Here is a 26212-nt window from a genome sequence, read left to right on the forward strand (position 1 = left end):
CTTTTGCCCACTATCGGCATTGGGTGATTGAACTTGAACGCCTGTGTTTCAAATATGTGGCACGTTCAATCGCGTACCAGCAGTTGATCAGGCCCGGTCACTTTGCCGCGCAGTACCTTGCCGCGCTCGGCCACCACGCGCACCTCATCCCCCAGGTAACCGTTGTCCAGGGCCTTGCCCTGGCGGCTCAGGGTGAAGCCTGAACCACGGAACTGCATGGCCACCGGGTGGTTCTGTTCCACCAGCCAGGTCTTGCGCAGGGCGGTCACGATCAGCGGCGCCGAGGCCTTGAACGCGTGGCCGGCGCGCAGCCCCACCACCTCCTTGAAGCTTAGCGCGGTGTTGGCCGGCAGCTTCTCCAGGGCGCCGGTCCTGAGCGCCAGCATGTCGGCTTCGATCACCTGGTTGGCGACGATGTTCTGCTGGCTGACCACGTAGGTGCCCTGTACTGACACCTTTGCCTGCACGTAGTGCAGCGCGCGCCCGCAACGCACGCCTACCAGCACGCGGCCATAGCTGCGCTGCTCGGGGTGGGTGAGGAACGGGCGGGGGTCGTCGCAGGCGGCGGCCAGGTTGCTCAGCTCGATCTGCGGGTGGTTGGCGTGGGCTGGCAATGCCGCGGTCAACAGGTCGCGGATACGCGCCTGCTCCAGGGCCGGTTCGGCCAGCGCCAGCGGGCTTTGGGGTAGCCACAGCAGCGCGCTCAGGCAGGCACAGGCAGTGCCGAGCCGAGCGCGCGCGGCGTGGGTGGGGCGAGTCGTCATGGGCGAATTCGTCGAGGGGTCGTGCAGGTGATTCTAGAGCGCGGCGCCGTGATGCAAGGTCGGAAGTGCTCGATAAATGCGTGTCTGTTTCGGCCTTTGGCTTGGCAACCTTGCGACTACTCTGCGCGCCTCACCCCCCAAACCGAGTCGGAGGCCGCCAGCATGATCGACAAGCTCGACAACGAGCTCAGCTTTCAGCAGACCGCATTGAGCCTGCGCGCCGAGCGCCAGCAAGTGCTGGCCAACAACATCGCCAACGCCGACACGCCAGGCTACCGCGCCCGCGACTTCGACTTTTCCAGCGAACTGGCCAGCGCCATGGGGCAGGGCATGCCCAAGGCCACGGGCATGAGCCTTGCGACCACCGCGGACCGGCACCTGGCGGCGAGCTTCAGCGGCACCTCGTTGCACGAATTGCTCTATCGCGTACCCGACCAGCCCAGCCTGGACGGCAACACCGTGGACATGGACCGCGAGCGCGCCCAGTTCAGTGACAACTCGGTGCACTACGAGGCCAGCCTGACGTTTCTGAACAGCCGGCTGCAAGCGCTCAAGACCGCCATGCAGTCCGAATAGAGCAGGTACCCACCTTGTCGATTTTCAGCATTTTCGATATCGCCGGTTCCGCGCTGAGTGCCCAGTCCCAGCGCATGAACGTGACCGCCAGCAACCTGGCCAACGCCGACAGCGTCAGCGGCCCCGACGGTCAGCCCTACCGCGCCCGCCAGGCCGTGTTCGAGGCCCAGGCCGAGGGCCTGGGCGGGGTACGCGTGAGCCAGGTGGTCGAGGACCAGTCGGCGTTCCGCAAGGAATACCGCCCCGGCGACCCCATGGCCGACGCCGACGGCTACGTCAGCATGCCCAACGTGGAGCCGGTGGGCGAGATGGTCAACATGATTTCCGCCTCGCGCTCCTACCAGGCCAACGTCGAGGTCATGAGCACGAGCAAGCAACTGATGCTTAAGACCCTGACTCTGGGAGAGTCCTGATCCATGACCAACACCATCAGCAGTTCAGTGCTGTCGTCCATGAACACCAGTTCAACCAGCACCACCAGCACCACCACGACCACCGCGGATGACCTGCAGGACCAGTTCCTCACCTTGCTGGTGACGGAGCTGCAGAACCAGGACCCTTCCGAGCCCATGGACAACACCGAGATGGTCTCGCAGCTGGCGCAGATCAACATGATCAGCGGCATCACCGACCTGGGCGACACCCTGGACAGCATCTCCGGCCAGATCGACACCAGCCAGGCCCTGCAGGCCTCGGCACTGGTGGGCAAGGGCGTGCTGGTGGACGGCGACACGATCACTGTCGACGGCGGCAGCGCCACCACCTATGGCGTCAACCTGGACGGCGATGCGGACACGGTCACGGCCACCATCACTGACAGCAGCGGCAACGTGGTGCGCACCATCGATGTGGGCGCGCTCAACGAAGGCACGCATTCGCTGACCTGGGACGGCCTGGAAGACGACGGCAGCACCGCCGCCGACGGCACGTACACCGTGAGCATCACCGCCACCGACAGCGGCACGGCCGTGACAGCCACCGAACTCAATTACGCGCTGGTGTCGGGTGTGAGCACCGACGACGACAGCGACGTGGTGCTGGAACTGGGCGCCAACACCGACAGCGCCAGCCTCAGCGACATCCGCCTGCTGCTGTAGCGGCGCACCTCGACCTTTCACAGAAACGTGACCTTCGCGGCGTTTGCGGCTGCCCGGTCCTTATTGGCTTCAAGGAGCGAAACATGGGCTTTTCCCAAGCACTCAGCGGTCTGAGCGCAGCATCGACCGACCTCAACGTGATCAGCAACAACATCTCCAACTCCGAGACCGTGGGCTTCAAGAGCTCCACCACCGAGTTCGCCGACGTCTACGCCGACGCCGAAGTGGGCCTGGGTACCTCGGTGTCGGGGGTGGTGCAGAACTTCGAGTCCGGCAGCCTCACCACCACCGACAACGACCTGGACCTGGCCATCAGCGGCGACGGGTTCTTCGTCTTCAACGACGGCACCACCACCACGTACTCGCGCAACGGCCAGCTGACCCTGAGCTCCGACGGCTACCTGGAAAACTCTTCCGGCGCCAAGCTGGTAGGCGCCAACGGTGTTATCCAGATTCCGTCCACGGGCCTTCAGGCCAGCGCCACCAGCGAACTGGACGCCACGTTGAACCTGGATTCCAGCTCGGACGCCATCACCACCACGTTCGATTCCACCGACGCCACCACCTATTCGTACTCCACCAGCGCCACGGTGTACGACTCGCTGGGCAACAGCCACAGCATGACCCTGTACTTCGCCAAGAGCGACGACACCAATACCTGGAACGTCTACACCGCCATCGACGGCAACACCCTGACCGACGACGACGGCAACGCCCTGAGCCAGGAAGTGGCCTTCGACACCAGCGGCCTGCTGACCAGCGGCGCCACGTCCACCTACACCTACGACCCGGGCAACGGCGCGGCCGAGATGAGCATCGACCTCGACCTGACCGGCACCACCCAGTTCGGCAACGACTTCGAGCTGTCCAGCAGCTCCCAGGACGGCTACACCTCGGGCAGCCTCACCGGCTTCACCATCGACTCCAGCGGCAACGTGGTGGCCAGCTACTCCAACGACCAGACGCAGATCATCGACCAGATCGTGCTGGCCACCTTCAACAACGAGCAGGGCCTGCAGGCTGTCGGCGACAACAGCTGGACCGCCACCAGCGAGTCGGGCGTGGCCCTGCTGGGCACCGCCGGCACCGGCCAGCTGGGTTCGATTGAAAGCGGCGTGACCGAAGACTCCAACGTCGACCTGACCACGGAACTGGTGAACCTGATCATTGCCCAGCGCAACTTCCAGGCTAACTCGCAATCGGTGAAAACCCAGAGCGAAGTCCTCCAGCAAGCGGTCAGCCTCGGGTCGTAATCATGGATCGCATGCTTTTCACCGCCATGAGCGGCGCCAACCAGTCCCTGGACCAGCAAGCCGTGGTGGCCAACAACCTGGCCAACCTGGCGACGCCGGGCTTCCGTGCGCAATTGGCGCAGATGCAGGCCGTGCCGGTGCCTGGCGAAGGCTTGCCGACGCGGGTGTCGGTGGCGGCCACCGGCGTGGGCGTGGACTGGAACCAGGGGCCGGTGACCCACACCGACCGCAACCTCGACGTGGCGCTGGACACCAACGGCCTGCTGGCCGTGCAGACCAGCGACGGCAGCGAGGCCTACACCCGCCGCGGCGACCTGCAGGTGGACGGTGCCGGCAACCTGTCGCTGGGCGGCCGCCCGGTGATCGGCGACGGCGGCCCGATCAGCGTGCCGCCCGGCAGTGAAATCAGCATCGGCAGCGACGGCACCCTCACCGTGCGCGAGCAGGGTGGCGATGCCAAGGGCCTGGCCGCCGTGGGCCGGCTGAAGATGGTCTCGGCGTTGCCGGGCACCCTCGAAGCCGGCAGCGACGGCCTGTTCCGCACGCCAGCGGGCGCGGACGGCACGGTGCAGCCGCTGCCGGCCGACGAAACCATGCGCCTGAGCCCCGGCAACCTGGAGGGCAGCAACATCAGCCCGACCAGCGCCATGGTGGCGATGATCGACAACTCCCGCCGCTACGAGATGCAGATGAAGGTCATCAGCAGCGCCGACGAAAACGCCAAGAGCGCCAACAGCCTGCTGTCCCTGCAGGGCTGATACACCGGTTGAATTGAACGAGGAATGATCGATGATCCGATCACTGTGGACGGCGAAAACCGGCCTGGAAGCCCAGCAGGCGCAAATGGATGTGATCGCCAACAACCTGGCCAACGTCAGCACCAACGGCTTCAAGAAGTCGCGGGCGGTTTTCGAAGACCTGCTGTACCAGAACATGCGCCAGCCTGGCGCCCAAAGCACCAGCCAGACCAAGTTGCCGTCGGGCCTGCAGGTGGGCACCGGCGTGCGCCAGGTGGCCACCGAGCGCCTGCACACCCAGGGCAACCTGACCGAGACCGACAACAGCAAGGACCTGGCCATCAACGGCAACGGCTTCTTTGAAGTCGACATGCCCGATGGCAGCACCGCCTACACCCGCGACGGCAGCTTCCAGCTCGACGCCAACGGCCAGATGGTGACCTCCAACGGCTACACCCTGACGGGCGGCATCACCATTCCCAGCACCGCCACCTCGGTGTCGGTGAGCAACGACGGTATCGTCTCGGTGGTGCAGGCAGGCTCGGCCACTTCCACCCAGGTGGGGCAGTTGAACGTGGCGTTGTTCATCAACCCGGCCGGCCTGGAAAGCATTGGCCAGAACCTTTACCTGGAAACCGACGCTTCCGGCGCGCCCACCGAGAGCACCCCTGGCCTCAACGGCGCCGGCACGCTGTCGGAAGGCTACGTCGAGACCTCCAACGTCAACGTGGTGGAGGAGATGGTCAGCATGATCCAGGTGCAGCGCGCCTACGAGATCAACAGCAAGGCGGTGGATGCGTCCAACGAGATGCTGCAGCGCCTGACGCAGCTATGAGGTACGGCATGAACCTTACCCCGGGCGTGTGCCTGCTGTTCGCACTGTTGGCCGGCTGCGATGTGCTGCCGCACAAGCCGGTGGTGGCCGACGAAAGCATGGTGGTGCCGCCGTTGCCGCCGCGCGACGCCGACGGTGCCATCTTCCAGGTGCGCCGTGGTGCGCAGCCGCTGTTCGAGGACCGCCGCCCGCGCATGGTCGGCGACACCCTGACCATCACCCTCAACGAGCAGGTCAGCGCCAGCAAGAATTCGGCCTCCAACGCCGGGCGCACCGGCTCGGCCAGCCTGAGCATGAAGGCCACCTCGGCGCGGGCATCCCAGGAAGGCAGCTACGGCCTCGACACTTCGGTGGCCAATGACTTCACCGGCAGCGGCGGCTCCCAGGCCACCAACTCGTTCACCGGCACCATTGCCGTGGCGGTGATGGAGGTGATGCCCAACGGCAACCTGCGGGTGCGTGGCGAGAAACAGATCGCCATCAACCAGGGCACCGAATACATCCGGTTTTCCGGGGTGGTCAACCCGCGCACCATCACCGGTGACAACACCGTGGCCTCCACCCAGGTATCCAACGCGCGCATCGAGTACGTGGGCGACGGCTATATCAACGAAGCGCAGCGCATGGGTTGGCTGCACCGCTTCTTCCTCAACATTTCCCCGCTCTGAGGCCCGGTGCCATGGCTGACCTGATTCGCTCCACCCTGGCCCTGCTGCTGGCCGCCCTTGCGCTGCTGGCCGGGGCCCAGGCCCAGGCCGAGCAGATTCGCGACATCGCCGAATTCGCCGGCGTGCGCCCCAACAGCCTGGTGGGCTACGGCCTGGTGGTGGGCCTGGACGGCAGCGGTGACCAGACCACCCAGAGCCCGTTCACCGAGCAGAGCCTGACCAACATGCTGTCGCAGTTGGGCCTGACCCTGCCGGCCAATGCCAACATGCAGATGCGCAACATTGCCGCGGTGATGCTCACCGCCAGCTTGCCGCCGTTCGCACGGCCGGGGCAGCAGATCGACGTGGTGGTGTCGTCCATCGGCAACGCCCGCAGCCTGCGCGGTGGCACCTTGCTGATGACGCCGTTGAAAGGCGCCGATGGCGACGTCTACGCCATGGCCCAGGGCAACCTGCTGGTGGGCGGTGCCGGCGCCGCCGCCAATGGCAGCAGCGTCACTGTCAACCAGCTGGCCGGTGGGCGCATTCCCCGTGGCGCGGTGGTGGAGCGTGAAGTGCCGCTGCGCCTGGGCGGCAACGATGGCACGTTGAGCCTGTATTTGAACGAAGCCGACTTCGCCACCACTGAACGCGCGGTGTACGCCATCAATAGCGAATTTCGCCGCACCGTGGCTTCGGCCGTCAACGGTGGGGTGATCCAGCTGCAGGGGCCACTGTCGCCCAATGAGCGGGTCAACTTCATGGCCCGGGTGCAGAGCGTGCAGGTGCTGCCGGCCGAGTCCAGGCCCAAGGTCATCATCGACTCGCGCACCGGTTCGGTGGTGCTCAACAGCGCGGTGAAACTGGGGCGCGCAGCCGTGGCCCACGGCAACCTGTCGGTGGTCATCGACACCAACAACCAGGTCAGCCAGCCTGGCGCCCTCAGCCAGGGGCAGACCGCCGGCAGTGCCAACAGCAGCATCTCGATTCAGGAGCAGGGCGGCCTGCTGCACCTGGTGGAAGGCAGCGCCAACCTGATGGACGTGGTCAAGGGCTTGAACGCCCTGGGCGCCACGCCCCAGGACCTGATGGTGATACTGCAGGCGCTGAAGGCCGCAGGCTCGCTGCGCGCCGAGTTGGAGATCATCTGATGAGCCTGGCCAGCAGCACCGATGGTTTTGCCCTCGACATGCAGGGCCTGGCGAATCTGCGGCGCACCGCGGCGCAGGACCGCAACGCCGGAGCGCATGAAGCCAGCAAGCAGTTCGAGGCGATGTTCCTGCAGATGATGCTCAAGAGCATGCGCGCGGCCATTCCCAAGTCCGACCTGGACAAGGACTCGCAGACCGCCATGTACACCGAGATGCTCGACGAGCAGTGGGCGCAGCACCTGGCCGGCAAAGGCCTGGGCCTGGCCGAGGTGCTGGACCGGCAACTGGGTGTCAGCAGCGGCCAGCGGGTGACGGCGCCGCCGGGCATGGTCGGCAACGTGCAGCAGGCCTTTGCTGCCTGGCAACGCCGCGCGGTGGGCGATACCGGCAGCCAGGCAGCGCACGTGCAGGAGTTCGTCCAGCGCCTGGCCGGCCCGGCGCAGCAGGCGTCGCGCAGCAGCGGCATTCCCGCCGAACTGATCGTCGCCCAGGCAGCGCTGGAAACCGACTGGGGCCGGCGCAGGATTACCACCGCCAGCGGCGAGGACAGCCACAACCTGTTCGGCATCAAGGCAGGCGGGCGCTGGCGCGGCGCGACCACCGAGGTCATGACCAGCGAATTCGAGGACGGCCAGATGCGCAAGCAGGTGCAGAGCTTCCGCGCCTACGAAAGCGACGACGCGGCATTGGCGGACTACACCCAGTTGATCGGCAACAACGCCAACTACGCCGGCGTTCTCACTGCCCGCGACCCCTTGCAGGCAGCGCACGCGTTGCAGCGCGGCGGCTATGCCACCGACCCTGACTACGCCAGCAAGCTGATCGCCGTCATGGCCACCATCGGCCCGCTGCGCCAGCCGCTGCAAACCGCGCGGCTGGAGTAAAGGTATCGAATGGACCTGTGGGAGCTGGCTTGCCAGCGAGCTTTTGGGGCCTCAAGAGCTCGCTGGCAAGCCAGCTCCCACACTGTTGAGCGCGGCAAAAAAAAACGGCTGATTTTTCAAGATTTCGGGCAATCGGCCGATAACACGTGGCACGTCGTGCAGGAATTATTTATGAGCATCATTTCGATCGGTGTCAGCGGCCTGAACGCGGCACAAGTGGCCCTCAGTACCAGCAGCAACAACATCACCAACGTCTATACCGACGGCTATAACCTGGAGTCTGCTTCGCTTGCCGCGAGCACCACGGGGGGCGTGGAGGTGACCAGTGTCGACCGTACGTTCGACCAGTTTATCGCGGCCCAGCTGAACGCGTCCACCAGCACCGAAAGTGCCCTCAGCACCTATTCGACCGAAGTGTCGCAGGTGGATGACCTGCTGGCCGACAGCACCTCGGACCTGGACACCCTGATGCAGGATTTCTTCTCCTCGGTGCAAACCATGAGCAGCGACGCCAGCGACTCGGCGGCCCGCGAAGAAGTGATCGGCTCGGCAGAAACCCTGGTGGCCCAGTTCAACTCCCTGGGCAGCTACCTGGACGACATGCAAAGCAGCGTGTCATCGCAGATCACCGACCAGGTCAGCCAGGTCAATGACCTGACCGACCAGATCGCCACGCTCAACCAGCAGATCAGCGCCCTGGGCAGCAGCTCGGACGCGGCCAACACCCTGATGGACCAGCGCGATTCGCTGGTCACCTCGCTCAGCGAGCTGGTGGACGTCGACCTCACCGTGCAGGACAACGGCAGCTACAGCATTTCCCTGAGCAACGGCCTGTCGCTGGTGGCCGGCTCGCAAAGCTTCGAGCTGGCGGCCACCACCTCGTCCAGCGACCCCTCGCAGACCACCGTCAGCTACGTGGACGCCGCCGGCAACCAGACCGAGCTGGACGAGAGCACCATCAGCGGCGGTTCGCTGGGTGGCCTGCTGACCTTCCGCAGCGAAACCCTGGACACCGCACAGAACCAGTTGGGCCAGATGGCCGTGGCCCTGGCCAGCGCCTTCAACAGCCTGCAGACCAGCGGCACCGACCTCAACGGCGACACCGGCACGGCGTTCTTCTCGGTGGCCGACCCCGTGGTGTACAGCAACACCGGCAATACCGGCAGCGCCAGCCTCAGCGCCACCTTCTCCGATGACCTGGACAGCCTGACCACCAGCAATTACACCGTCAGCTATTCGGACGACGACGGCTACACCGTCACCGACGCCAGCACCGGCAAGGCCGTGACCGCCACCTACGACGCCGACGCCGGCACCCTCAGTTTCGGCGGCCTGACCGTGACCATCAGCGGCAGCGCCGACGACGGCGACAGCTTCCTGGTGAAGCCGCTGAGCAGCGCCGCCAGCACCCTGGACACCGAGATCGACGACCCGTCGCTGATTGCCGCAGGCTCGGGCGGCGGCGACAGCGATAACACCATTGCCCTGCAAATGCTCGACCTGCAGAACCAGGACCTGGTGGGCGGCAGCGCCACCCTCAGTGAAGCCTATGCCTCGCTGGTCAGCGACGTCGGCAGCACGACCAGCTCCATCAGCACGCGGCTGGACAACCAGACCAGCGTCACCGAGCAACTGACCACGCTGCAGCAGTCGTCCTCGGGGGTCAACCTGGACGAGGAGGCCGCCGACCTGGTGCGCTACCAGGCGTACTACCAGGCCTGCGCGAAGATCGTCGAAGTGGGCTCCACCGTCCTCGATACCATTCTGGGCATGGACGCCTGACAAGGAGGCTTAGCGAATGCGCATTTCCACCCAGACAATCTACAGCCAGGGCCTGAGCAACATGCTCACCCAGGAAGCGGCCTACCTGGAAGCCAGCAACGAGGTGTCCAGCGGCAAGCGCGTGGTCAACCCGTCCGACGATTCGTCGGCGGCGTCCCAGGCCGTGCTGGTGCAGCAGGCCTCGTCGCTGAACGACCAGTACGCCGCCTCGCGCACCTCGGTCACGACTTCGCTGTCCACCGAGGAAAGCGCCCTGGACAGCGTCAGCGATGCCATCACCAGTGCCAAGACCCTGCTGATCCAGGCGGGCGACGGCACGCTCAGCGATGAAGACCGGGCGTCCATCGCCACCTCGCTGCAAGGCGTGTACGACACCCTGGTGTCGCTGGCCAATACCACCGACAGCAACGGCAGCTACATTTTTTCCGGCTACCAGAGCCAAAGCCAGACCTTCGTCACCGACGAGGACGGCACCCTGACCTACCAGGGTGACGACAACACGGTGATGCAGCAGGTCAGCGCCACAGAGACCATGGCCAGCGGCGACACTGGCCAGACCGTGTTCCTCAGCGTCGGCAGCTCGGCCGGCTATGTGGCCCAGGCCAGCGCCGACAACAGTGGCTCGGTGACCTTCGATGGCCCGGACATCACTGATACCAGCGACGCCAACTACGGCACCGGCTTCACCCTGACCTTTGCCGTGAACGACGACGGCGTGGCCACCTATAGCGTCGACGGCGGTGACGCGGTGGCCTACGAGGCTGGCGACACCCTGGAGATCAATGGCCTGTCGCTGACCCTCGACGGCGAGCCGGCCGACGGCGACAGCATCAGCGTCAGTGCGGCTGCCGACGCCGACCCGAACATCTTCACCACCTTGCAGAACATCATCACCGCGCTCAACACGCCGGTGGACGACGACGCCGACCAGGCGGCGCTGAGCAACACCCTGTCCACCAGCAGCCGCGAGCTGGACAACGCCCTGGACAACGTCCTGACGGTGCGCACCTCGGTGGGCACGCGCATGAACGAGATCGATGTGTTGGACACCGTAGGCGACGATGCCTCGCTGAACTACGCCACCAGCCTGTCGAACCTCACCGACGCCGACTACACCACGTCGGTGTCCAACTACACGGCGCTGCAGGTAGCCCTGCAAGCAGCGCAGCAGACGTTCTCCAGCGTCCAGGGCATGACCCTGTTCGACTACATTTGACGGGGCTCAGGCTGGCACGATCATGTTGCCGACCAGGGCCTGCAGGAAGTGCAGCGACTCATCCAGCAGCAGCTGGATGAAATGCCCCAGGTGGCTGGTGAGGGCCATGATCAGCACCAGGCCGGTGCTCAGGGTGACCGGGAAACCCACGGCAAACACCGTGAGCTGCGGCGCCGCGCGGTTGAGGATGCCCATGGCCAGGTTGATGATCAGCAGCGCCGCCACCATGGGCAACGCCAGCAGCAGGCCGGTGAGGAAAATATGCCCGCCGTAGTTGGCGATCATCTTCCACGACGACGGATCGAAGTGCAGGTTGCCCACCGGCAGGCTCTGGAAGGTGCTGGCCAGCAGCCGCAGCACCAGCAGGTGGCCGTCCAGGGCGAGGAACATCAGCAGCGTGGTCATGCTCAGCAGCCGTGACAGCACCATGGTGTTGGTGTTGCTTTCCGCCGAATAGAAACTGGCGAAGGCCAGGCCCATCTGCATGCCGCAGATCTCCCCGGCCATCTCTACTGCAGCCAGCGTCACGCGCATCACCATGCCCAGGCTGGCGCCGATCAGCAGCTGTTCGACGGCAATGCCCAGGCTTTCCCAGGACATGATCGGCACGTCGGGCATGGCCGACAGCACTGGCGCTATCAGCACGCTGAGCAGCACCGCCAGGCCGGCCTTGACGGTATTGGGAATGATGGTGTGGCCCATCAGCGGGTCGGCCAGCATGAACGCGGCAATGCGGCACAGCGGCCAGAAGAACAGCGCCAGCCAGTGCTGCAACTGCCCTGAATCGAACTCCAGCATGAGCCGTCAGCCCACCAGGTGAGGCAGGCCCACCAGCAGGTCGCGGGTGAAGTCCAGAATCATGTCCATCATCAGCGGCCCCGCCAGCACCAGTACCGCACAGATGCCGACGATCTTGGGAATGAACGACAAGGTCGATTCGTTGATCTGCGTGGCCGCCTGGAACAGGCTGACGATCAGGCCTACCGCCAGGGTGGTGAGCAGCAGCGGGGCGGCCACGAACAGGCTCACGCGCATGCCCCTGTAGGCCAGGTCCATGACCATTTCCGGTGTCATCGTGGTGGGGCTCCGAAGGTGGGTATCAGGTGTAGAAACTTTGCGCCAGCGAGCCCAGCAGCAACTGCCAGCCATCCACCAGCACGAACAGCATCAGCTTGAACGGCAGGGAGATGGTGGCCGGCGGCACCATCATCATGCCCAGCGCCATCAGCACGCTGGCCACGATCAGGTCGATGATCAGGAACGGCACGAAGATGCTGAAGCCAATCTGGAACGCGGTCTTCAGTTCGCTGGTGACGAAGGCCGGCATCAGCACGCGCATCGGCACTTGCTCGGGGCTGTCCAGGTCTTGCAGGTCGGCGATGCGCGCGTACATGGCAAGGTCGGTCTCGCGGGTCTGCTTGAGCATGAAGCCGCGGAACGGCTGGCTGCCTTTGTCGAGCATCTCTTCCAGGCCGATCTGGTTGTTGGAAAATGGCTGCCAGGCCGTGTCGTAGGCCTTGTTCAGCACCGGCGACATGACGAAGAAGGTCAGGAACAGCGCCAGCCCCAGCAGCACCTGGTTGGGCGGTGCCGAGGTGGTGCCGATGGCGGTGCGCAGCAGGCCCAGCACGATGATGATGCGGGTGAAGCCGGTCATCATCAGCAGCAGCGCCGGCAGGAACGCCATGGACGACAGCAGCATCAGCGTCTGCAGGCTCAGCGACCATTGCTGGCTGCCGTTGCCCATGGCCTGGCTGGTGAAGGCCGCAAGGCCCGGGGCGTCCTGGGCGAAGGCGCTGTCAATACCGGCTGGCAGCAGGCAGGCAGCCAGCAGCAGGGGGCGCAGGTTCATGGCTTGTCCTTCCCGCCCATGCGTTGCTTCAGGGCTGCGGCCAGGCGTTCGGCGAACGCCGGTGCCAGGGCAATAGGCGCTACGGCCGGTGCTTGCTCGGGGGCGGGCATCTCGCCCAGTGCGCTGATGTGCTGGGGTGTCACCCCCAGCACCAGCCAGCGTTCCTGCACCTGGATGATGACCACGCGCTCGCGCTGGCCCACCGACGTGCTGCTCACCAACTGCAGGTGCGCGCCGGGCCGGGTGTGGCCCGGGCGCAGGCGCTTGGCCAGCCAGCCGCAGACCAGGATGCTGGCCACCACCACGGCAAACGCCAGCGCGCTCTTGCCCAGCAGCGCCAGGCCCAGCAGGTTGTCGGGGGAGGACGAGGTGCTCATCGGTTGAGTTTCTGCACCCGTTCGGACGGGGTGATGATCTCGGTGATGCGGATGCCGTACTTCTCGTCGACCACCACCACCTCGCCCTGGGCGATCAGGTAGCCGTTGATGAGGATGTCCATGGGTTCGCCGGCCAGGCCGTCCAGCGCCAGCACCGAGCCCTGGGCCAGTTCCAGCAGCTGCTTGATGGTGACCCGGGTGCGGCCCAGCTCGACGCTGAGCTTGACCGGGATGTCCATGATCATTTCCAGGTCGCGGCTTACGGCGCCGCCGCTCTGCCCAGCCAGTGGCCGGAACATCTTGCTGGCGGCCGGCGCCGGGGTTTCCACGGGCGCGGCTTCCTGCTCGGCCAGGGCTTGCGCCCAAGGGTCGTCGAGGCCGGCGTCGTCGCCCTGTTCAGCCATGGCGCTGGCCCATTCGTCTTCCAGCGACGGTTCGTCAGCCGGGGTGTCCTGGGGGGTGTTCGGGTCAGTCATGGGCGGAGTCCTTGGCTGGGGGCACGGGGCCTTTCACGAAGCTGGCTGCTTCGGGGCCGGCGGGGGAGTGGTCGATCAGGTCTTTCACCAGCAGGGCGCACAGGCCGTCCTGGCTGCCGTATTCACAGGTCATCACCGGCACGCCGTCGACCTTGGCGACGATGGTGTCGGGCAGCTCGATGGGCAGCACGTCGCCTACCTGCAGGGCCATGACCTGGCCGATGCTGGTGTCCAGCTCGGTGAAATCGGCCACCAGCTCGATGTGCGACTGGGTGATCTCGCCGGCCATCTTGCGGGTCCAGGCGCGCTCGGCGTCCGGGTCGCTGTCGGTCAGCGGGCCGTTGAGCAGCTGGCGCAGCGGCTCGATCATCAAATAGGGAATGACGATGTTGAAGTCGCTGGAGAGGTTGCCCACTTCCAGGTGGAAGGTGGTGTTGACCACGATCTCGTTGGGCGAGCTGGTGATGTTGGCGAACTTGGCCTGCATCTCCGAGCGCAGGTATTCGATTTCCAGCGGGTACACCGAACTCCAGGCGTCCTGGTAGGCGTGAATGGCCAGGCTCAGCAGGCGGCGGATGATGCGCTGCTCGGTGCGGGTGAACTCGCGGCCTTCGGACTTGGCCAGGAAGCGCCCGTCGCCGCCGAACAGGTTGTCCACCACCATGAACACCAGGTTGGGCGGGAACACTGTCAGCACGGTGCCGCGCAGCGGCTTCATGGCCAGCAGGTTGATGTTGGTGGGCACCGGCACGTGGCGCGAAAAGTCGCTGAAGCTCTGGTAGCGCACGCTGTCCACGGTGATGTCGGCGCTGCGCCGGATCAGGTTGAACAGGCCCATGCGGAAGTAGCGCGCAAAGCGTTCGTTGATGATGTCCAGCGCATGCAGCCGCTCGCGAATCACCCGGTGCTGGGTGGCCGGGTCATAGGGGCGGATGTGCACGTCCCAACTGGAGGCGTCGCCGTCGGCGGGGTGTTCGTCCTCGCCGCTGACGCCCTTGAGCAGGGTATCGATCTCTTCCTGCGACAACAGGTCTTCTAGGGCCATGGGCTATTGCACGATGAAGTCGGTGTAAAGGACGTCGAGTATGGAAAGCTCGGGTTGGGGTGTCGTCAGCGGGCGCTTCACCAGTTCCAGCACCTTGGCGGCCAGCACGCTCTTGCCCTGGCTGGTCATCAGTGCGGTGCTGTCCTGCTCGCCCAGCAGCTTGAACAGCTGGCTGCGGATTTGCGGCACGTAGGGCTGCAGGAACGCCTGCGTGGCCTTGTCGCCCACAGTGATACTGAAGCCGATGTACAGCAGGCGCTGCTCGTGCTGCGGGTTCTGCAGGTTCACGGTCAGTGGCGGGATGGTCACCAGTTCCGGCGCCGCGGGTGGCTGGGCGGCCGGCGCGCTGGCGGTTTCCATGCGGGTCACGTAGTACCAGGTAACGGCGACACTGGCCGCGGCCAATACCACCGTGCACAGGATCATCAGCAGCCAGGGGGTCTTGCGTGTCGTGCTCATTGCCGGTGTTCACAAGGTCGGTTCAGACAAGCCGCGAGTATGAACACCGGGGGGGCGGGACCATGGCCCGATAAGGCCAGGCAATGCCCCGTATCTTCGGGTTTTGATCGGGGTGGGGCTTTGGCCTTTATGTGGGAGCTGGCTTGCCAGCGAGCTTTTTGGGCCTTGAAAAGCTCGCTGGCAAGCCAGCTCCCACAAGTGGAGGGTCATGTGTAGAGGTCGATGCGGGTCAGCAATGGGGTCGCAATGGTTTCGCTGGCTTCCTCTTCGGCTGCGGACGCATTCGTCGACGGGACATACGGCGCCTGCTGATCTCGCGCCTGGCGCGACGGTTGGTCGCTGACCGAGGTGTCGCCCAGCGTGATGCCCTGGGCGGCCAGGGCTTCGCGCAACTGCGGCAGGGCCTGTTCCACGGCGCTGCGCACCGCCGGGTGGGCGCAGACGAACTGGGCCTGGGTGCCGCTGCTGTCCTGCTTGAGGCTGATGGACAGCGGGCCGAGGTCGGCGGGGTGCAGCTCCAGGTCCACCTGGTGCTTGCCGCGCTGGTGCAGGTTGAGCACCTGCTGGCTGAGGTCGCCTTGCCACTGGGAGCTGCCGACGGCAGCGGTCAGTGTCGGGTTATTGCTGTTGACCTGCGGCGCGTCGCTGGTGGCCATCGGTGTGGCGCTGGGTGTCCAGGCGCTCAGCGCATCCACGGGGGCCGGGCTGGAGGTGTCGCTGTCGGGGCTGGCGCTGTCGTCCTGCGCTGGCGCCGGTGTCACCGCCGCCAGAGTAGCGGTGGGCACGGGGGCCACGGGCGTGGTGGTGTCATCCTCGCTGGCAGCCGGTTCGGTCTTCTGTTCGGTTGAGGCCACGGCGGGCAGGGCGGTGCTGCGCTGGGTGACCAGCGGTGCGGCCTGTACGTTGGTCTCGACCACTTCCGGCGCGCTCACCACCGGCACGGGGGCTGGCGTGGGCGCCACGTAGGCCTGCACGGTGCTGGGGTCCGGGGTGCCGGCGCTGTCGATCAGGCGCATGCGGTCGCGGATGTGCTGCAACTGGGTGTCCACGCTGTCGTCGCTGTCAGGCGTGGGCTGGGTGTCGGCCAGCTCGGTGGCGGCGGCGGGCAGTGTTTCGACGTCTTCCGTCTGTTCCTCGGCGGCGGCGACGGGTTGCGGTTTGGCCACGCTGGCAGCAAGCACGTGCACAGAAACGGGCACGGGTGTCGTGGGTTCGGCCACCGGCGCGGGGGCAGCCTCGGGCAGCTCGGGCAAGGGTTCTGCCGGCAATTCGATGTCGGCTGTCGCTGCCACAGCCGGCGTGGCCGGCACCGGCGCTGCCGCTGCCGTCTCGGTGGTGGCGACCGCCACCGGCAGGGCTTGCACAGGCTCAGGCTCAGGCTGCACCTGCACAGCCGCGTCCAGTGCCTGGGCGAATACGCTGCCATCGGTTTCGGCCGTTGCGGCCTGGGGGGCGCTGGCGGCTGCCGGGCTGGCCAGCAATGCAGTGATGTCCATGGTGCCTCTCAAGTGCGGGCGAAGTTGCCGGGTTGCTGGCGCATGCGCGCGCCAAGCTCGTCGCTCAGGCGCTGTTCACGGCGGCCGGCGGTCAGTTGCAGCTGCGCCGCGCGCCGTTGCAGCAAGGTGTCGTAGGCATGCGCCTTGCGCCATTCCGCCTGCCAGGCCAACTGGCTCTTGTCGATCTCGGCCTGCTGGCGCGCCATGCTCAAGCGGGCGCGGTCCATGGCAGTGTCCAGCGAGGCGAGGAAGGCGCGGTAGTTGGCCAGCGCCGAGGGGCTCATGCCTTCCTTGTGCAGTTTTTGCTGCAGGCCCTGGCGGTACTCCTGCTGGTACTGCTGCAGGGTCTTGAGCTGGCCGGCCAGCTGGCGCAGTTGCTGGCGGTGCTGGGCCAGGGTGCGCGCGGCCTTGTCCTGGGCCTTGTGCGCCAATTCAGACAGCAGGTCGAGGGACGATGTCATGGTGGGGTCTCGTCATTTGCCCGGGAACAGCTGGTTCAGGGCCTGGAGTGTGTCTTCCAGGGTGGTCTGCTCCTGGATGCGCTGTTGCAGGAAGCGCTCCAGGTGCGGGTTGAGCTGCACCGCGCGGTCCAGCAGCAGGTCGTGGCCGGGGGCGTAGGCGCCCACGGTGATCAGGTCGCGGTTGCGCTGGTACTTGCTCAGCACCTGCTTGAACTGCTGGGCCTTGCGTTGCTGGGTGTCGCTGACGATGGCGGTCATGGCGCGGCTGATCGACGCCTCGATGTCGATGGCCGGGTAATGCCCGGCTTCGGCGAGGGTGCGCGACAGTACGATGTGGCCATCGAGAATCGCCCGCGCCGAGTCGGCGATGGGGTCCTGCTGGTCATCGCCTTCGCTGAGCACGGTGTAGAACGCGGTGATCGAGCCGCCGCCGGGCGGCCCATTGCCGGCGCGCTCCACCAGTTTCGGCAGTTTGGCGAACACCGAAGGCGGGTAGCCCTTGGTGGCTGGCGGCTCGCCGATGGCCAGGGCGATCTCGCGCTGGGCCATGGCGTAACGGGTCAGCGAGTCCATGATCAGCAGCACGTCCAGGCCCTGGTCGCGAAAGTCCTCGGCCACACGGGTGGCGTAGGCGGCGCCCTGCAGGCGCTGCAGGGGCGAAGTGTCGGCAGGCGCGGCCACCACCACGGCGCGGCGCAGGCCTTCTTCGCCGAGGATGTTGTCGATGAAGTCCTGCACCTCGCGGCCGCGCTCGCCAATCAGCCCCACCACGATGACGTCGGCGCGGGTGTAGCGGGCCATCATGCCCAGCAGTACCGACTTGCCCACGCCGGAGCCGGCGAACAGGCCCAGGCGCTGGCCGCGGCCGACGCTGAGCAAGGCATTGATGGCGCGGATGCCGACGTCGATCTGGCGGTCAATGGGCGCGCGCTTGAGCGGGTTCAGCGGCGGCGTGTTGAGCGGGCTGTGACGCACATCCAGCAGCGGCCCCTTGCCGTCCAGCGGCGTGCCGCGGCTGTCCAGCACCCGCCCCATCAGCGCCGGGCCCAGCGGGAACTGGCGGCTGGCGGCGCCGCCGGTCTCGCGCTCGTCCAACGGCAGCACGCGGGCGCCGGGTTGCAGGTCGCCGATCTCTTCCAGGGGCATCAGGTACAGGGTGTCACCGGCGAAGCCCACCACTTGGGCCTCGGCGCAGGCGCCTGCCTGGGTCTCGATGCGGCAAGCGCCGCCCAGGGGAATGCTCAGGCCCACGGCTTCCAGCACCAGGCCGGTGGCGCGCACGATGCGCCCGCTGTGCACATAGCGCGGCGCCTGGCCCAGGGCCTGGCGCTGGGCGTCGAAATGCTGTTGCCAGCGTGCGGTGATGGGGTTCGCCGGGGTCATGAAGTGGCTGCCGGCAGATTGTCCTGCAGGCGGCTGCGAATACCGGCCCAGGCGGTTTCCAGGCTGGCGTCGAGTTCACCGCTGGCGCTGCTCACGCGGCAACCGCCACGCGCCAGCGCGCTGTCGGCCAGCAGGCTCCAGCCGGCGGCTTCCAGCGGCTCGCCAAGGGCGTCGCGCACCAGTGGCAGGTCGTCCGCGTGCAGCCACAGGCGCGGCTTGCCGGTCAGCGCCGGCTCATGTTGCAGCAGCGCCTGTACCCTGTGCAGCACCTGCTGCGGTTGCGCCTGCAGGGCCTCGCCAGCGATCTGCCGGGCGGCGGCCAGGGCCACTTCGGTGAGCTGGGCCAGCAGTTGCCCGTCGAGCTGGCGCAGAGCCTGGTCGAAGTTCTCGCACAGCGCCCGCAGGGGCTCCAGGGTGGCGTGAATCTGTTCCTGCAGCGAGGCCTCGCCCGCCAGCCGGCCCTGCTCCAGGCCCTGTGCATAACCCTCGGCCTGGCCGGCGGCAAAACCCGCTTCGTGGCCCTGGCGCTGGGCTTCCTGGCGCACCTTGTCGCGCCGCGCCTGCAGCTCCAGCTTGCGCTGGAAGGCGTGCTTGCGCTGGGCTTCGGCCTGGGCCTCGTCCAGTTCCGGGGCGGGCGGCGCCTCGCTGGGCAGCACGGCCATGCGCCAGGGTTGCCACTGGCCGGCCGCGTCTGGCCACGCCTGTTCGTCAGACATAGGAGTCGTCCCCATTGCCGGTCACGATGACGCCGCTGTCGGCCAGGCGACGCACCACCTGCAAAATGGCCTTCTGTTCGGCTTCCACCTGGGACATGCGCGTCGGCCCGCGGGCTTCCATGTCTTCGCGGAACAGCTGTGCGGCACGCTGCGACATGTTCATCAGGAACTTGTCCAGCAGCGCCGTCGGCGCGCCCTTCAAGGCGATGGACAGCGAGTTGGTCTCCACTTCCTGGAGGATGGTCTGGATGCCGCGGTCGTCGATTTCCAGCAGGTTCTCGAACAGGAACATCTCGTCGAGAATCTTCTGCGTCAGGTCTTCGTTGTGCGCGCGCAGTGTCTGGATGGCCGACTCTTCCAGGGTCGAGTTCATCAGGTTGAGAATCTCGGCCACGGTGCGCACGCCGCCCATCTTGCTGCGCTTGAGGTTCTGGCCGTCGAGCATGCCGCCCAGCACTTCGGTCAGCTCCTGCAGCGCCACCGGCTGCACGCCGCTGAAGGTGGCAATGCGCAGGATAATGTCGTTGCGCTGGCGCTCCTCGAACAGTTCGAGGATGTCCGAGGCCTGGTGGCGGTCCAGGTGCACGAGGATGGTGGCAATGATTTGCGGGTGTTCCTCGCGGATCATCTCGGCCACCAGCGAGGCCTCCATCAGGTTCAGCTTGTCGATGCCCGAGCCGCCGTCGTTGGCCTCCAGGATGTCGTCGATCAGGCTGGCAGCGCGTTCGCTGCCCAGGGCCTTGGTCAGCACCGCGCGAATGTGGTCGCTGGACTGAATGTTGATGGCGGCGTACTGCTCGGTTTCCTCGATGAACTCTTCGAGGACCTTGCGCATTTCGTCGTGGGACACCTGGCTCAGGCGTGCCATCTCCATGCTGATGCTTTCCACGTCCTGGCTGGGCAGCAGCTTGAACACCTCGGCGGCCTCGTCGGCTTCCAGGGACAGCAGCAGGATCGCGCTGCGGCGCGTGGCGGTCATTTTACTTGTCATCTTTTTTCATCCAGCCCCTGATGATCATGGCGATCAGGCGTGGGTCTTCCACGGAGATCTCGCGCAGGCGTTTCATGTTCTGCTCGTAGCCCTGGGCCTTGCGTTGGCCGGCCGGCATTTCCACCGTCTCGCCGCTGGCGGTGACGATGGTGGGCGGCGCCTCGGCGTCCTGTGCGGCCTTGAGGACCTGGGCGTGGCGTTTGTTCATCGGGCGCAGCACCATCAGCCATAGCAGCAGGGCAATCAGTGCCACCAGCAGGTAACGCGACAGGCTCATGGCCAGGCCGTAGAACTCCGGCGTGCGCCACCAGGCCAGTTCCGGGCCGCTGATGTCTTCGCTGGCGAACGGGCTGTTGATCACTTTCAGCTCATCGCCGCGCGCCTCGGTGAAGCCCATGGCCTGGCGCACCAGGCTTTCTATGTTGGCCAGCTCTTCCTTGCTCAGGGGCTCCTGGCTCGGCTTGCCGTCTTTCTCGGCGGCGCGGTAATTGATGACCACCGCGGTGGTAAGGCGCGTGACTTCGCCCTGGGCCTGCTTGACGTGCTCGACGCTGTGGTCGACCTCGTAGTTGGTCATGCGCTCGCTGTGCAGGGTCTTGCTGCGCGCCGAGGCGCTGGTGTCGCTGTCGTCGGTGCCAGCCTGGCTGCCTTCGCCCGGTTTCGCCGGTGCGGTGGCGCGGGTGGCCGGTGGCTGGTTGGGCGGGGTGTTGGTCAGCGCGCCGGGTACCCCGCGGGCTGCCGAGTCGCTGCCGGCCAGGCTTTCGTTGACCTGCTTGCTGCGCACCGCAGCGTGGTCGGGCGACTGGTTGGGTTCGTAGTGTTCGGCGGTGCTTTCGCGGCTGTCGAAGTCGACCTTGGCCACCACCTGCGCATGCACGTTCTGGCGGCCCAGCAGCGGCGCCAGGATGTCCTCGATACGGCGCTGGTAAGAGCGTTCGATGTCGCGCACATACGTCAGCTGCGTGCCGTCCAGGCCATTGCTGTCGCTGGGGTTCTGCGACAGCAGGCGGCCGCTCTGGTCGACGATGGTGACGCCGTCGATGCTCAGGTCGGCAACGCTGGAAGACACCAGGTGGGCGATGGCGTTGGCCTGGCTCTGGCCCAGTTCGCGGCCGGGCTGCAGGTTGAGCATGACCGAGGCGCGCGCCGGCTCGCGTTCGCGCACGAACACCGACTGGCGCGCCATCACCAGGTGCACGCGGGCGCTGGCAATCGGCCCCAGGGATTCGATTGTGCGTGCCAGCTCGCCTTCCAGGCCGCGCTGGTAGTTGAGCTGTTCGGCGAACTGGCTGACGCCAAAGGCCTGTTTGTCCATCAGTTCGAAACCGACGTTGCCGCCCTTGGGCAAGCCCTGCTCGGCCAGTTGCAGGCGCAAGGCATTCATCTGCGCCGCCGGCACCAGGATGGCGTGGCCGCCTTCGCTGAGGCGATAGGGGATCTGGCGCTTTTCCAGTTCGCTGATGACCTGCCCGCCATCGGCCTCGCCGAGGTTCGAGAACAGCACGCGGTATTCAGGCTCGCGTGCCCACAGGGCCAGTACCACCAACAACGCCACGGCGGCGGCGCCGGCCAGCAGCAGGGGCAGCGGTTGCCCGCGCAGGCGGGCCAGCAACGGCTCGAAGGCGCTGCTCTTGTTCTTTTCGGGGGCGACTTTGGCGGAGCCTTTCCCTTGGGCCGCGTTACTCACACGCACCTCGCAGGCGAGGGTAGGGGCGGTACAAAAGACATTGCTCGTTCCGGTGTCGAAAGTGGTCGAGAAGCCTCGCCGCAATGGTGCGGCGGAGCAGCCTGTTGCCAGCGCTGGCAGGTATCGCAGGGCGGCTATTATCTCGACCCGCCCCGGATCTAAAGGACGGAAAAGCCAGCGCTTTTGTAGCCAATTGGTTGCTTGTGAGGCACGAGCACCTTGTTAACCTTTGGTGCTATCACCTTGCCTTCTTTTCTGTCTGGACATGTTCGCGCCATGAATACATCTGCTCTTGCGGCCGCCCTGCAGCAACTCAACCTGATGGCCAACCAATCCGAAGGCATAACTTCCTCGGTAGCGGGCGCGGCAGCCAGTGGTGGCTTTTCCGGTGAGTTGCAGGCTTCGCTCAAGCGCATCAACCAGCTGCAGAACACCGCGGTGCAGCACTCCAATGCCTTTCAGGCGGGGAGCCCGGACGTGTCGCTGAATGACGTGATGGTGGACATGCAGAAAGCTTCGGTAAGCCTGCAGATGGGCGTGCAAATGAGGAACCGCCTGGTCACTGCCTATAAGGACGTGATGGCCATGCAGGTATGAAGGCGCACCCCTGAATGTATCTATCTGTACGTATGTGGATACGTTTGAATGTTTCCGGGGTGAGATGAAAAAAAATTCAGGAATGAACTAAGGGTGTAGGTGGGTGGATACGTGAAGGGTGGCAGTGTGTAACTGGCTTATTACCAAGGGTGCAGTAGTGAAAGTGCCGTTAACGTGGGGCGTCGCAAGTCTGAAAGTTACAAAAAAAGCCTTTGTTTAAAAGGCGTTACTTAAAAAATAAATAGACATGTGTCGTTAAAGTTTTATATTCGGCTGCCGATTTCCTCTGCGTCATTGCGAATGTTTCATTCGTGATGGGGTGACTTTTGATTGGCCCTGCTTAATAGCGCGGACCTGTGAGGACTATATGACGACGACCACTTCCACTTCTTCCTCCTCTGCTACCAGCGGAACCATTACCTCTTTGGGCGTGGGGTCGGGGCTGGATCTGGACTCGATTCTCGATAGCCTCGAGGAGGCCCAGGAAACCAGCCTGCTGACGCCCATCGAGAACCAGGAAGACGACATCAACGCCGAAATCACTGCCTATGGCACCTTGACCAGCGCCCTTACCAGCCTGCAGACGGCGGTGGACACGCTGAGCGACGCCGACACCTACGATGCCCTGACCAGCAGTGTCAGCGGCACCGGTGTGAGCGCGGCGGTGACCAGCGATGCGGTGGCCGGTACCTATGCAGTAGTGGTCACCCAGCTGGCCAGCGCGCAGAGCCTGGCCACCGATGGTGTCGCCGATTCTACAACGGCGCTGGGCACAGGTACCCTGACTATTACAGTGGGCGACGACGAAAGTTTCAGCATCGACCTGACGTCGAGCAACAACACCCTGGAAGGTATCCGCGACGCCATCAATGATGCCGGCGGCTCGGTAACCGCCTCCATCGTCAATGACGGCAGCGACACGCCGTACCGCCTGGTGCTGACCTCGACCAATACCGGTACCGAGTCGGAAATGACCGTGAGCTACGACGGCACCGGCGATGCCGCCGACCTGTTCGGCTACAGCGCCGACAGCGACAGCAACGCCATGACCGAGACCGTCGCGGCCGCCGATGCGCTGCTGACGGTGAACGGCCTGAGCGTGACCAGCCAGAGCAACACGGTGGAAGAGGCCCTGCAGGGCGTGACCCTGAGCCTGACCGACACCGGCACCTCGACCCTGACGGTGAAGCGCGACACCGACTCGATCATCGATGCCATCAACGATTTCGTCGACGCCTACAACTCGTACGCCTCGACCATGGACACGCTGACGTCCTACGACGCCGACGACGATACCGCCGGCACCCTGCTGGGTGACTCGACCACGCGGCGCGTGGACAGCACCTTGAGCAAGGACCTCTACAACTCGATTTCCAGCGGCACGTTCAGCTACCTGTCGCAGCTGGGCATCACCCTGGGCGTGGACGGCACGCTGAGTATCGACGACGACACGCTGGAAGACGCGGTGACCAACAACCTCAGTGACGTCACCGACTTTTTCGTGGGCACCGATGACACCGAGGGCTTCGCCACCCAGATGTCCGCCGACCTGGATACCTTCCTGGACGAGGACGACGGCTCGATCGTGTCGGTGGTCAACGACCTCAACGATCAACTCGATGACCTGGAAGAGAAGTACGAAGACAAGCAGGACTACATCGACAGTGTGATGGACCGCTATACCGAGCAATTCACGGCCCTGGACACCCTGATTTCCGAGCTTGATTCGACAGCGGACTACCTCACTACCCAGTTCGATGCGTTGAGCAGTGATGATTAATCCTCGATAGATGGGAGTGAGGTTGTGAGTTTATTGCGCGGAGCGAATGCCTACGCGACGGTGGGGTTGGAGAGCGGCATTCTGGCCGCCTCGCCCTACCAACGAATCGTGATGTTGTTCGACAGCTACCAGGCTGCCATCCGTACCGCCCGGCTGCACATGCAGGCCGGCGACATGGCGGGCAAGGGCCGGGCCATCACGTCGGCCATCAAGATCGTCAGCCGCGGCCTGCGCGGCTCGCTGGACCTTGAGCGCGGCGGCGAAATCGCCGCCAACCTGGACCAGCTCTACGACACGGTGGTGCGGCTGTTATTGCGGGCCAATCTGCATAACGACGAGGAGGTCCTGGATGTGGCAGCAAGCCTGATTGAAAACATTGGTTCCGCGTGGCGGCAGATAGGACCTCGAGTCGAGGGGGAGGATGGCGATGTCGCAAGCGCAGGTGGTTGAGTCGTACGAGCGGTTGCTGGCGCAGTCGCAACGCATGCATGAGTGCGCGTTGCAGGGGGACTGGGAGCAAATCCTGCTGTTGAAGTCCGAGGGGTTGATTGACGAGGAAACCCTGCGGCGCGAGGAAGCGGGGGTACAACTGGACGACGAGCATCGTCGTCGCAAGTTCGAGTTGATCAAACAGATACTTGAACTGGAAGTTGGCGTTCGCCAATGCCTGGCCGAGCGCCAGAGTCATCTTGGCGCGCTGATAGTTGCCGGCCGTTTGAAACGCGGACAAGGCAAGGCTTATATGCCAAGTGCCACTGTTAGGCCACTACTTAGAGCAGTGGTGCGCCCGGAAGTTTAATACTGCGACAGGATGTCGCGATAAAAACAACTGTATCTCCAACATGACCTACTGGTAAGTCACGGCAGCGCTTTGTTGTCGTTTTGATACTTGCTCGTAGGTAAGGGTAATAAATAGCAAGTCGGTCCGTGGTGTCTAGGCGGGCCAGCCAACTGATACGACTAGTGCAGGGGAGTAGGAAGTGCTGAACGCCGATAGAGGTCTGGAAGATATTCAGGATCTGAATTTCTCTTATTTGTTGCTGGTCCAGCGCCTGCTGCGCAAGGACCGTGCTACCGCCATGTTTCGGCTGAAATTGAGCGAAGGCATGGCCGATCTGCTGGTGAAGCTGACCAGCAAGCAACTGACCCAGTTGGCACGCATCAACCAGCTGGTGTGCCGCCCGGTGTTCGATGAAGCCGAGTGCCTGTCGCGGGTGTTGGGGAACTCCCGCGAGCTGGGCCTGGTGGAAATTCATTCGTCGTTGCTGATGGCGTCGGTCGATGCCGGGGGCGACACGGGGGGACGCGTGGGGCAGGCTCATGTCTGAGAAAAGCCTGGTGGAAGAAATGTTCCAGGTGCAGCTGGCCATCGAGCTGATCGAGCTGGGCGCGCGCCTGCAGGTGCTGGAGGTGGAAACCAGCCTGAGCCGCGGCCGGCTGATTCGCCTGTACAAAGAGGTGCGCGGTGTTTCGCCACCCAAGGGCATGCTGCCGTTCTCCACCGACTGGTTCGTGACCTGGCTGCCCAATATTCATTCTTCGCTGTTCTATGGCATCTACCTGCGCCTGACCCGCATTGGCTGCGACCGCATCGAGGCGTTCATCAAGGCCTACCGCTTGTACCTGGAGCAGGTGGGCAGCGACGACGAAGCCGAAGTGGTGCTGGGCCTGACCCGCGCCTGGACGCTGGTGCGCTTCTTTGAAAGCGACATGCTGGAATTGGTGTGCTGCTCTTCCTGCACCGGCAATTTCGTCACCCATTCCCATGGCCCGGCGCAGCGCTATGTGTGCGGGATCTGCCAGCCGCCGTCGCGCGCGGGCAAGACGCTCAAGCGTCGCGAGAGTGAAGAGCTGGACGATTTGCGCCAGGCGTAGGAATTCGCGGTGCCTGTGACGCGGCCCTGTAGCAGCTGCCGAAGGCTGCGTCACGCCCGCCCCGTCGATCCTGGC

At 65.1% G+C, this 26212-nt stretch carries 31 protein-coding genes; 17 read left to right on the forward strand and 14 right to left on the reverse strand.

Annotated elements, in window-relative coordinates:
* Window positions 1-65 precede the first annotated feature (65 nt).
* Window positions 66-764: a flagellar basal body P-ring formation chaperone FlgA gene (gene flgA / locus AC0SZ7_RS01610; RefSeq protein WP_475502680.1), complete on the reverse strand. Its 699-nt coding sequence runs from the start codon at window positions 762-764 to the stop codon at window positions 66-68.
* A gap of 162 nt (window positions 765-926) precedes the next feature.
* Here flgA and flgB point away from each other — a divergent pair, with 162 nt between their 5' ends.
* From flgB to flgL, 11 genes are all read left to right on the forward strand, one after another.
* Window positions 927-1340 (forward strand): flagellar basal body rod protein FlgB, encoded by a 414-nt coding sequence (gene flgB, locus AC0SZ7_RS01615; RefSeq protein ID WP_475502681.1) that lies wholly within the window; start codon window positions 927-929, stop codon window positions 1338-1340.
* Window positions 1341-1354: 14 nt separating this feature from the next.
* Window positions 1355-1753, forward strand: a complete 399-nt coding sequence (gene flgC, locus AC0SZ7_RS01620; RefSeq protein ID WP_416421456.1) for a flagellar basal body rod protein FlgC — start codon at window positions 1355-1357, stop codon at window positions 1751-1753.
* A 3-nt stretch (window positions 1754-1756) separates the two neighbouring features.
* Window positions 1757-2437, forward strand: coding sequence for a flagellar hook assembly protein FlgD (flgD, locus tag AC0SZ7_RS01625; protein ID WP_475502682.1), 681 nt, complete (start codon window positions 1757-1759; stop codon window positions 2435-2437).
* 83 nt (window positions 2438-2520) lie between these two features.
* Window positions 2521-3690, forward strand: a complete 1170-nt coding sequence (gene flgE / locus AC0SZ7_RS01630; RefSeq protein ID WP_475502683.1) for a flagellar hook protein FlgE — start codon at window positions 2521-2523, stop codon at window positions 3688-3690.
* A 2-nt stretch (window positions 3691-3692) separates the two neighbouring features.
* Window positions 3693-4448, forward strand: a complete 756-nt coding sequence (locus AC0SZ7_RS01635; RefSeq protein WP_475502684.1) for a flagellar basal body rod protein FlgF — start codon at window positions 3693-3695, stop codon at window positions 4446-4448.
* Window positions 4449-4479: 31 nt separating this feature from the next.
* On the forward strand, window positions 4480-5262 hold the full coding sequence (flgG, locus tag AC0SZ7_RS01640; RefSeq protein ID WP_475502685.1) for a flagellar basal-body rod protein FlgG: 783 nt from the start codon (window positions 4480-4482) through the stop codon (window positions 5260-5262).
* 8 nt (window positions 5263-5270) lie between these two features.
* A complete protein-coding gene (locus AC0SZ7_RS01645) occupies window positions 5271-5930 on the forward strand; it encodes a flagellar basal body L-ring protein FlgH (RefSeq protein WP_475502686.1) in 660 nt (219 codons plus the stop codon).
* A gap of 11 nt (window positions 5931-5941) precedes the next feature.
* Complete coding sequence (locus AC0SZ7_RS01650; protein ID WP_475502687.1) at window positions 5942-7060, forward strand: flagellar basal body P-ring protein FlgI; 1119 nt, start codon at window positions 5942-5944, stop codon at window positions 7058-7060.
* Window positions 7060-7944 carry a flagellar assembly peptidoglycan hydrolase FlgJ gene (gene flgJ / locus AC0SZ7_RS01655; protein WP_475502688.1) on the forward strand — a complete coding sequence of 295 codons (885 nt, stop codon included), beginning with the start codon at window positions 7060-7062 and terminating at the stop codon, window positions 7942-7944. Before AC0SZ7_RS01650 ends, flgJ begins: the two co-directional genes overlap by 1 nt.
* 171 nt (window positions 7945-8115) lie before the next feature.
* Window positions 8116-9726 carry a flagellar hook-associated protein FlgK gene (gene flgK / locus AC0SZ7_RS01660; protein ID WP_475502689.1) on the forward strand — a complete coding sequence of 537 codons (1611 nt, stop codon included), beginning with the start codon at window positions 8116-8118 and terminating at the stop codon, window positions 9724-9726.
* A 16-nt stretch (window positions 9727-9742) separates the two neighbouring features.
* On the forward strand, window positions 9743-10942 hold the full coding sequence (gene flgL / locus AC0SZ7_RS01665; RefSeq protein ID WP_475502690.1) for a flagellar hook-associated protein FlgL: 1200 nt from the start codon (window positions 9743-9745) through the stop codon (window positions 10940-10942).
* 6 nt (window positions 10943-10948) lie between these two features.
* Here flgL and fliR read toward each other — a convergent pair whose 3' ends face one another.
* From fliR to fliF, 13 genes are all read right to left on the reverse strand, one after another.
* A complete protein-coding gene (gene fliR / locus AC0SZ7_RS01670) occupies window positions 10949-11740 on the reverse strand; it encodes a flagellar biosynthetic protein FliR (RefSeq protein ID WP_475502691.1) in 792 nt (263 codons plus the stop codon).
* 6 nt (window positions 11741-11746) lie between these two features.
* Window positions 11747-12016 carry a flagellar biosynthesis protein FliQ gene (gene fliQ, locus AC0SZ7_RS01675; RefSeq protein ID WP_455921618.1) on the reverse strand — a complete coding sequence of 90 codons (270 nt, stop codon included), beginning with the start codon at window positions 12014-12016 and terminating at the stop codon, window positions 11747-11749.
* A 25-nt stretch (window positions 12017-12041) separates the two neighbouring features.
* Window positions 12042-12794 carry a flagellar type III secretion system pore protein FliP gene (gene fliP / locus AC0SZ7_RS01680; protein ID WP_475502692.1) on the reverse strand — a complete coding sequence of 251 codons (753 nt, stop codon included), beginning with the start codon at window positions 12792-12794 and terminating at the stop codon, window positions 12042-12044.
* Window positions 12791-13171: a flagellar biosynthetic protein FliO gene (gene fliO / locus AC0SZ7_RS01685; protein WP_475502693.1), complete on the reverse strand. Its 381-nt coding sequence runs from the start codon at window positions 13169-13171 to the stop codon at window positions 12791-12793. The genes fliP and fliO overlap by 4 nt, the downstream gene beginning before the upstream one ends.
* Complete coding sequence (gene fliN, locus AC0SZ7_RS01690) at window positions 13168-13647, reverse strand: flagellar motor switch protein FliN (protein WP_475502694.1); 480 nt, start codon at window positions 13645-13647, stop codon at window positions 13168-13170. Before fliN ends, fliO begins: the two co-directional genes overlap by 4 nt.
* Window positions 13640-14692 (reverse strand): flagellar motor switch protein FliM, encoded by a 1053-nt coding sequence (gene fliM, locus AC0SZ7_RS01695; protein ID WP_475502695.1) that lies wholly within the window; start codon window positions 14690-14692, stop codon window positions 13640-13642. Before fliM ends, fliN begins: the two co-directional genes overlap by 8 nt.
* Before the next feature lie 3 nt (window positions 14693-14695).
* Window positions 14696-15151: a flagellar basal body-associated FliL family protein gene (locus AC0SZ7_RS01700; RefSeq protein ID WP_475502696.1), complete on the reverse strand. Its 456-nt coding sequence runs from the start codon at window positions 15149-15151 to the stop codon at window positions 14696-14698.
* 206 nt (window positions 15152-15357) lie between these two features.
* Entirely contained in the window at window positions 15358-16647 is a 1290-nt protein-coding gene (locus AC0SZ7_RS01705; protein ID WP_475502697.1) for a flagellar hook-length control protein FliK, read from the reverse strand.
* A gap of 8 nt (window positions 16648-16655) precedes the next feature.
* Entirely contained in the window at window positions 16656-17108 is a 453-nt protein-coding gene (gene fliJ / locus AC0SZ7_RS01710; RefSeq protein ID WP_475502698.1) for a flagellar export protein FliJ, read from the reverse strand.
* Between the two features lie 12 nt (window positions 17109-17120).
* Window positions 17121-18491 carry a flagellar protein export ATPase FliI gene (gene fliI, locus AC0SZ7_RS01715; protein WP_475502699.1) on the reverse strand — a complete coding sequence of 457 codons (1371 nt, stop codon included), beginning with the start codon at window positions 18489-18491 and terminating at the stop codon, window positions 17121-17123.
* Complete coding sequence (locus tag AC0SZ7_RS01720) at window positions 18488-19207, reverse strand: flagellar assembly protein FliH (protein ID WP_475502700.1); 720 nt, start codon at window positions 19205-19207, stop codon at window positions 18488-18490. Before AC0SZ7_RS01720 ends, fliI begins: the two co-directional genes overlap by 4 nt.
* On the reverse strand, window positions 19200-20198 hold the full coding sequence (gene fliG, locus AC0SZ7_RS01725; RefSeq protein ID WP_475502701.1) for a flagellar motor switch protein FliG: 999 nt from the start codon (window positions 20196-20198) through the stop codon (window positions 19200-19202). Before fliG ends, AC0SZ7_RS01720 begins: the two co-directional genes overlap by 8 nt.
* Entirely contained in the window at window positions 20188-21885 is a 1698-nt protein-coding gene (gene fliF / locus AC0SZ7_RS01730) for a flagellar basal-body MS-ring/collar protein FliF (RefSeq protein WP_475502702.1), read from the reverse strand. Before fliF ends, fliG begins: the two co-directional genes overlap by 11 nt.
* Window positions 21886-22161: 276 nt before the next feature.
* Between fliF and fliE the strand changes: the two genes are divergently transcribed.
* The 6 genes from fliE (at window position 22162) to flhC (ending at window position 26137) form a co-directional block, all read left to right on the forward strand.
* Window positions 22162-22482 (forward strand): flagellar hook-basal body complex protein FliE, encoded by a 321-nt coding sequence (gene fliE, locus AC0SZ7_RS01735; protein ID WP_475502703.1) that lies wholly within the window; start codon window positions 22162-22164, stop codon window positions 22480-22482.
* Between the two features lie 367 nt (window positions 22483-22849).
* Window positions 22850-24262: a flagellar filament capping protein FliD gene (fliD, locus tag AC0SZ7_RS01740; protein WP_475502704.1), complete on the forward strand. Its 1413-nt coding sequence runs from the start codon at window positions 22850-22852 to the stop codon at window positions 24260-24262.
* Between the two features lie 24 nt (window positions 24263-24286).
* Window positions 24287-24712, forward strand: coding sequence for a flagellar export chaperone FliS (gene fliS / locus AC0SZ7_RS01745; RefSeq protein WP_475502705.1), 426 nt, complete (start codon window positions 24287-24289; stop codon window positions 24710-24712).
* Window positions 24690-25061, forward strand: coding sequence for a flagellar protein FliT (locus AC0SZ7_RS01750; protein WP_475502706.1), 372 nt, complete (start codon window positions 24690-24692; stop codon window positions 25059-25061). Before fliS ends, AC0SZ7_RS01750 begins: the two co-directional genes overlap by 23 nt.
* Before the next feature lie 181 nt (window positions 25062-25242).
* A complete protein-coding gene (flhD, locus tag AC0SZ7_RS01755) occupies window positions 25243-25590 on the forward strand; it encodes a flagellar transcriptional regulator FlhD (protein WP_475502707.1) in 348 nt (115 codons plus the stop codon).
* Window positions 25583-26137: a flagellar transcriptional regulator FlhC gene (flhC, locus tag AC0SZ7_RS01760; protein WP_475502708.1), complete on the forward strand. Its 555-nt coding sequence runs from the start codon at window positions 25583-25585 to the stop codon at window positions 26135-26137. Before flhD ends, flhC begins: the two co-directional genes overlap by 8 nt.
* Window positions 26138-26212 lie beyond the last annotated feature (75 nt).

It is taken from the genome of Pseudomonas sp. JC1203, from assembly GCF_056175065.1.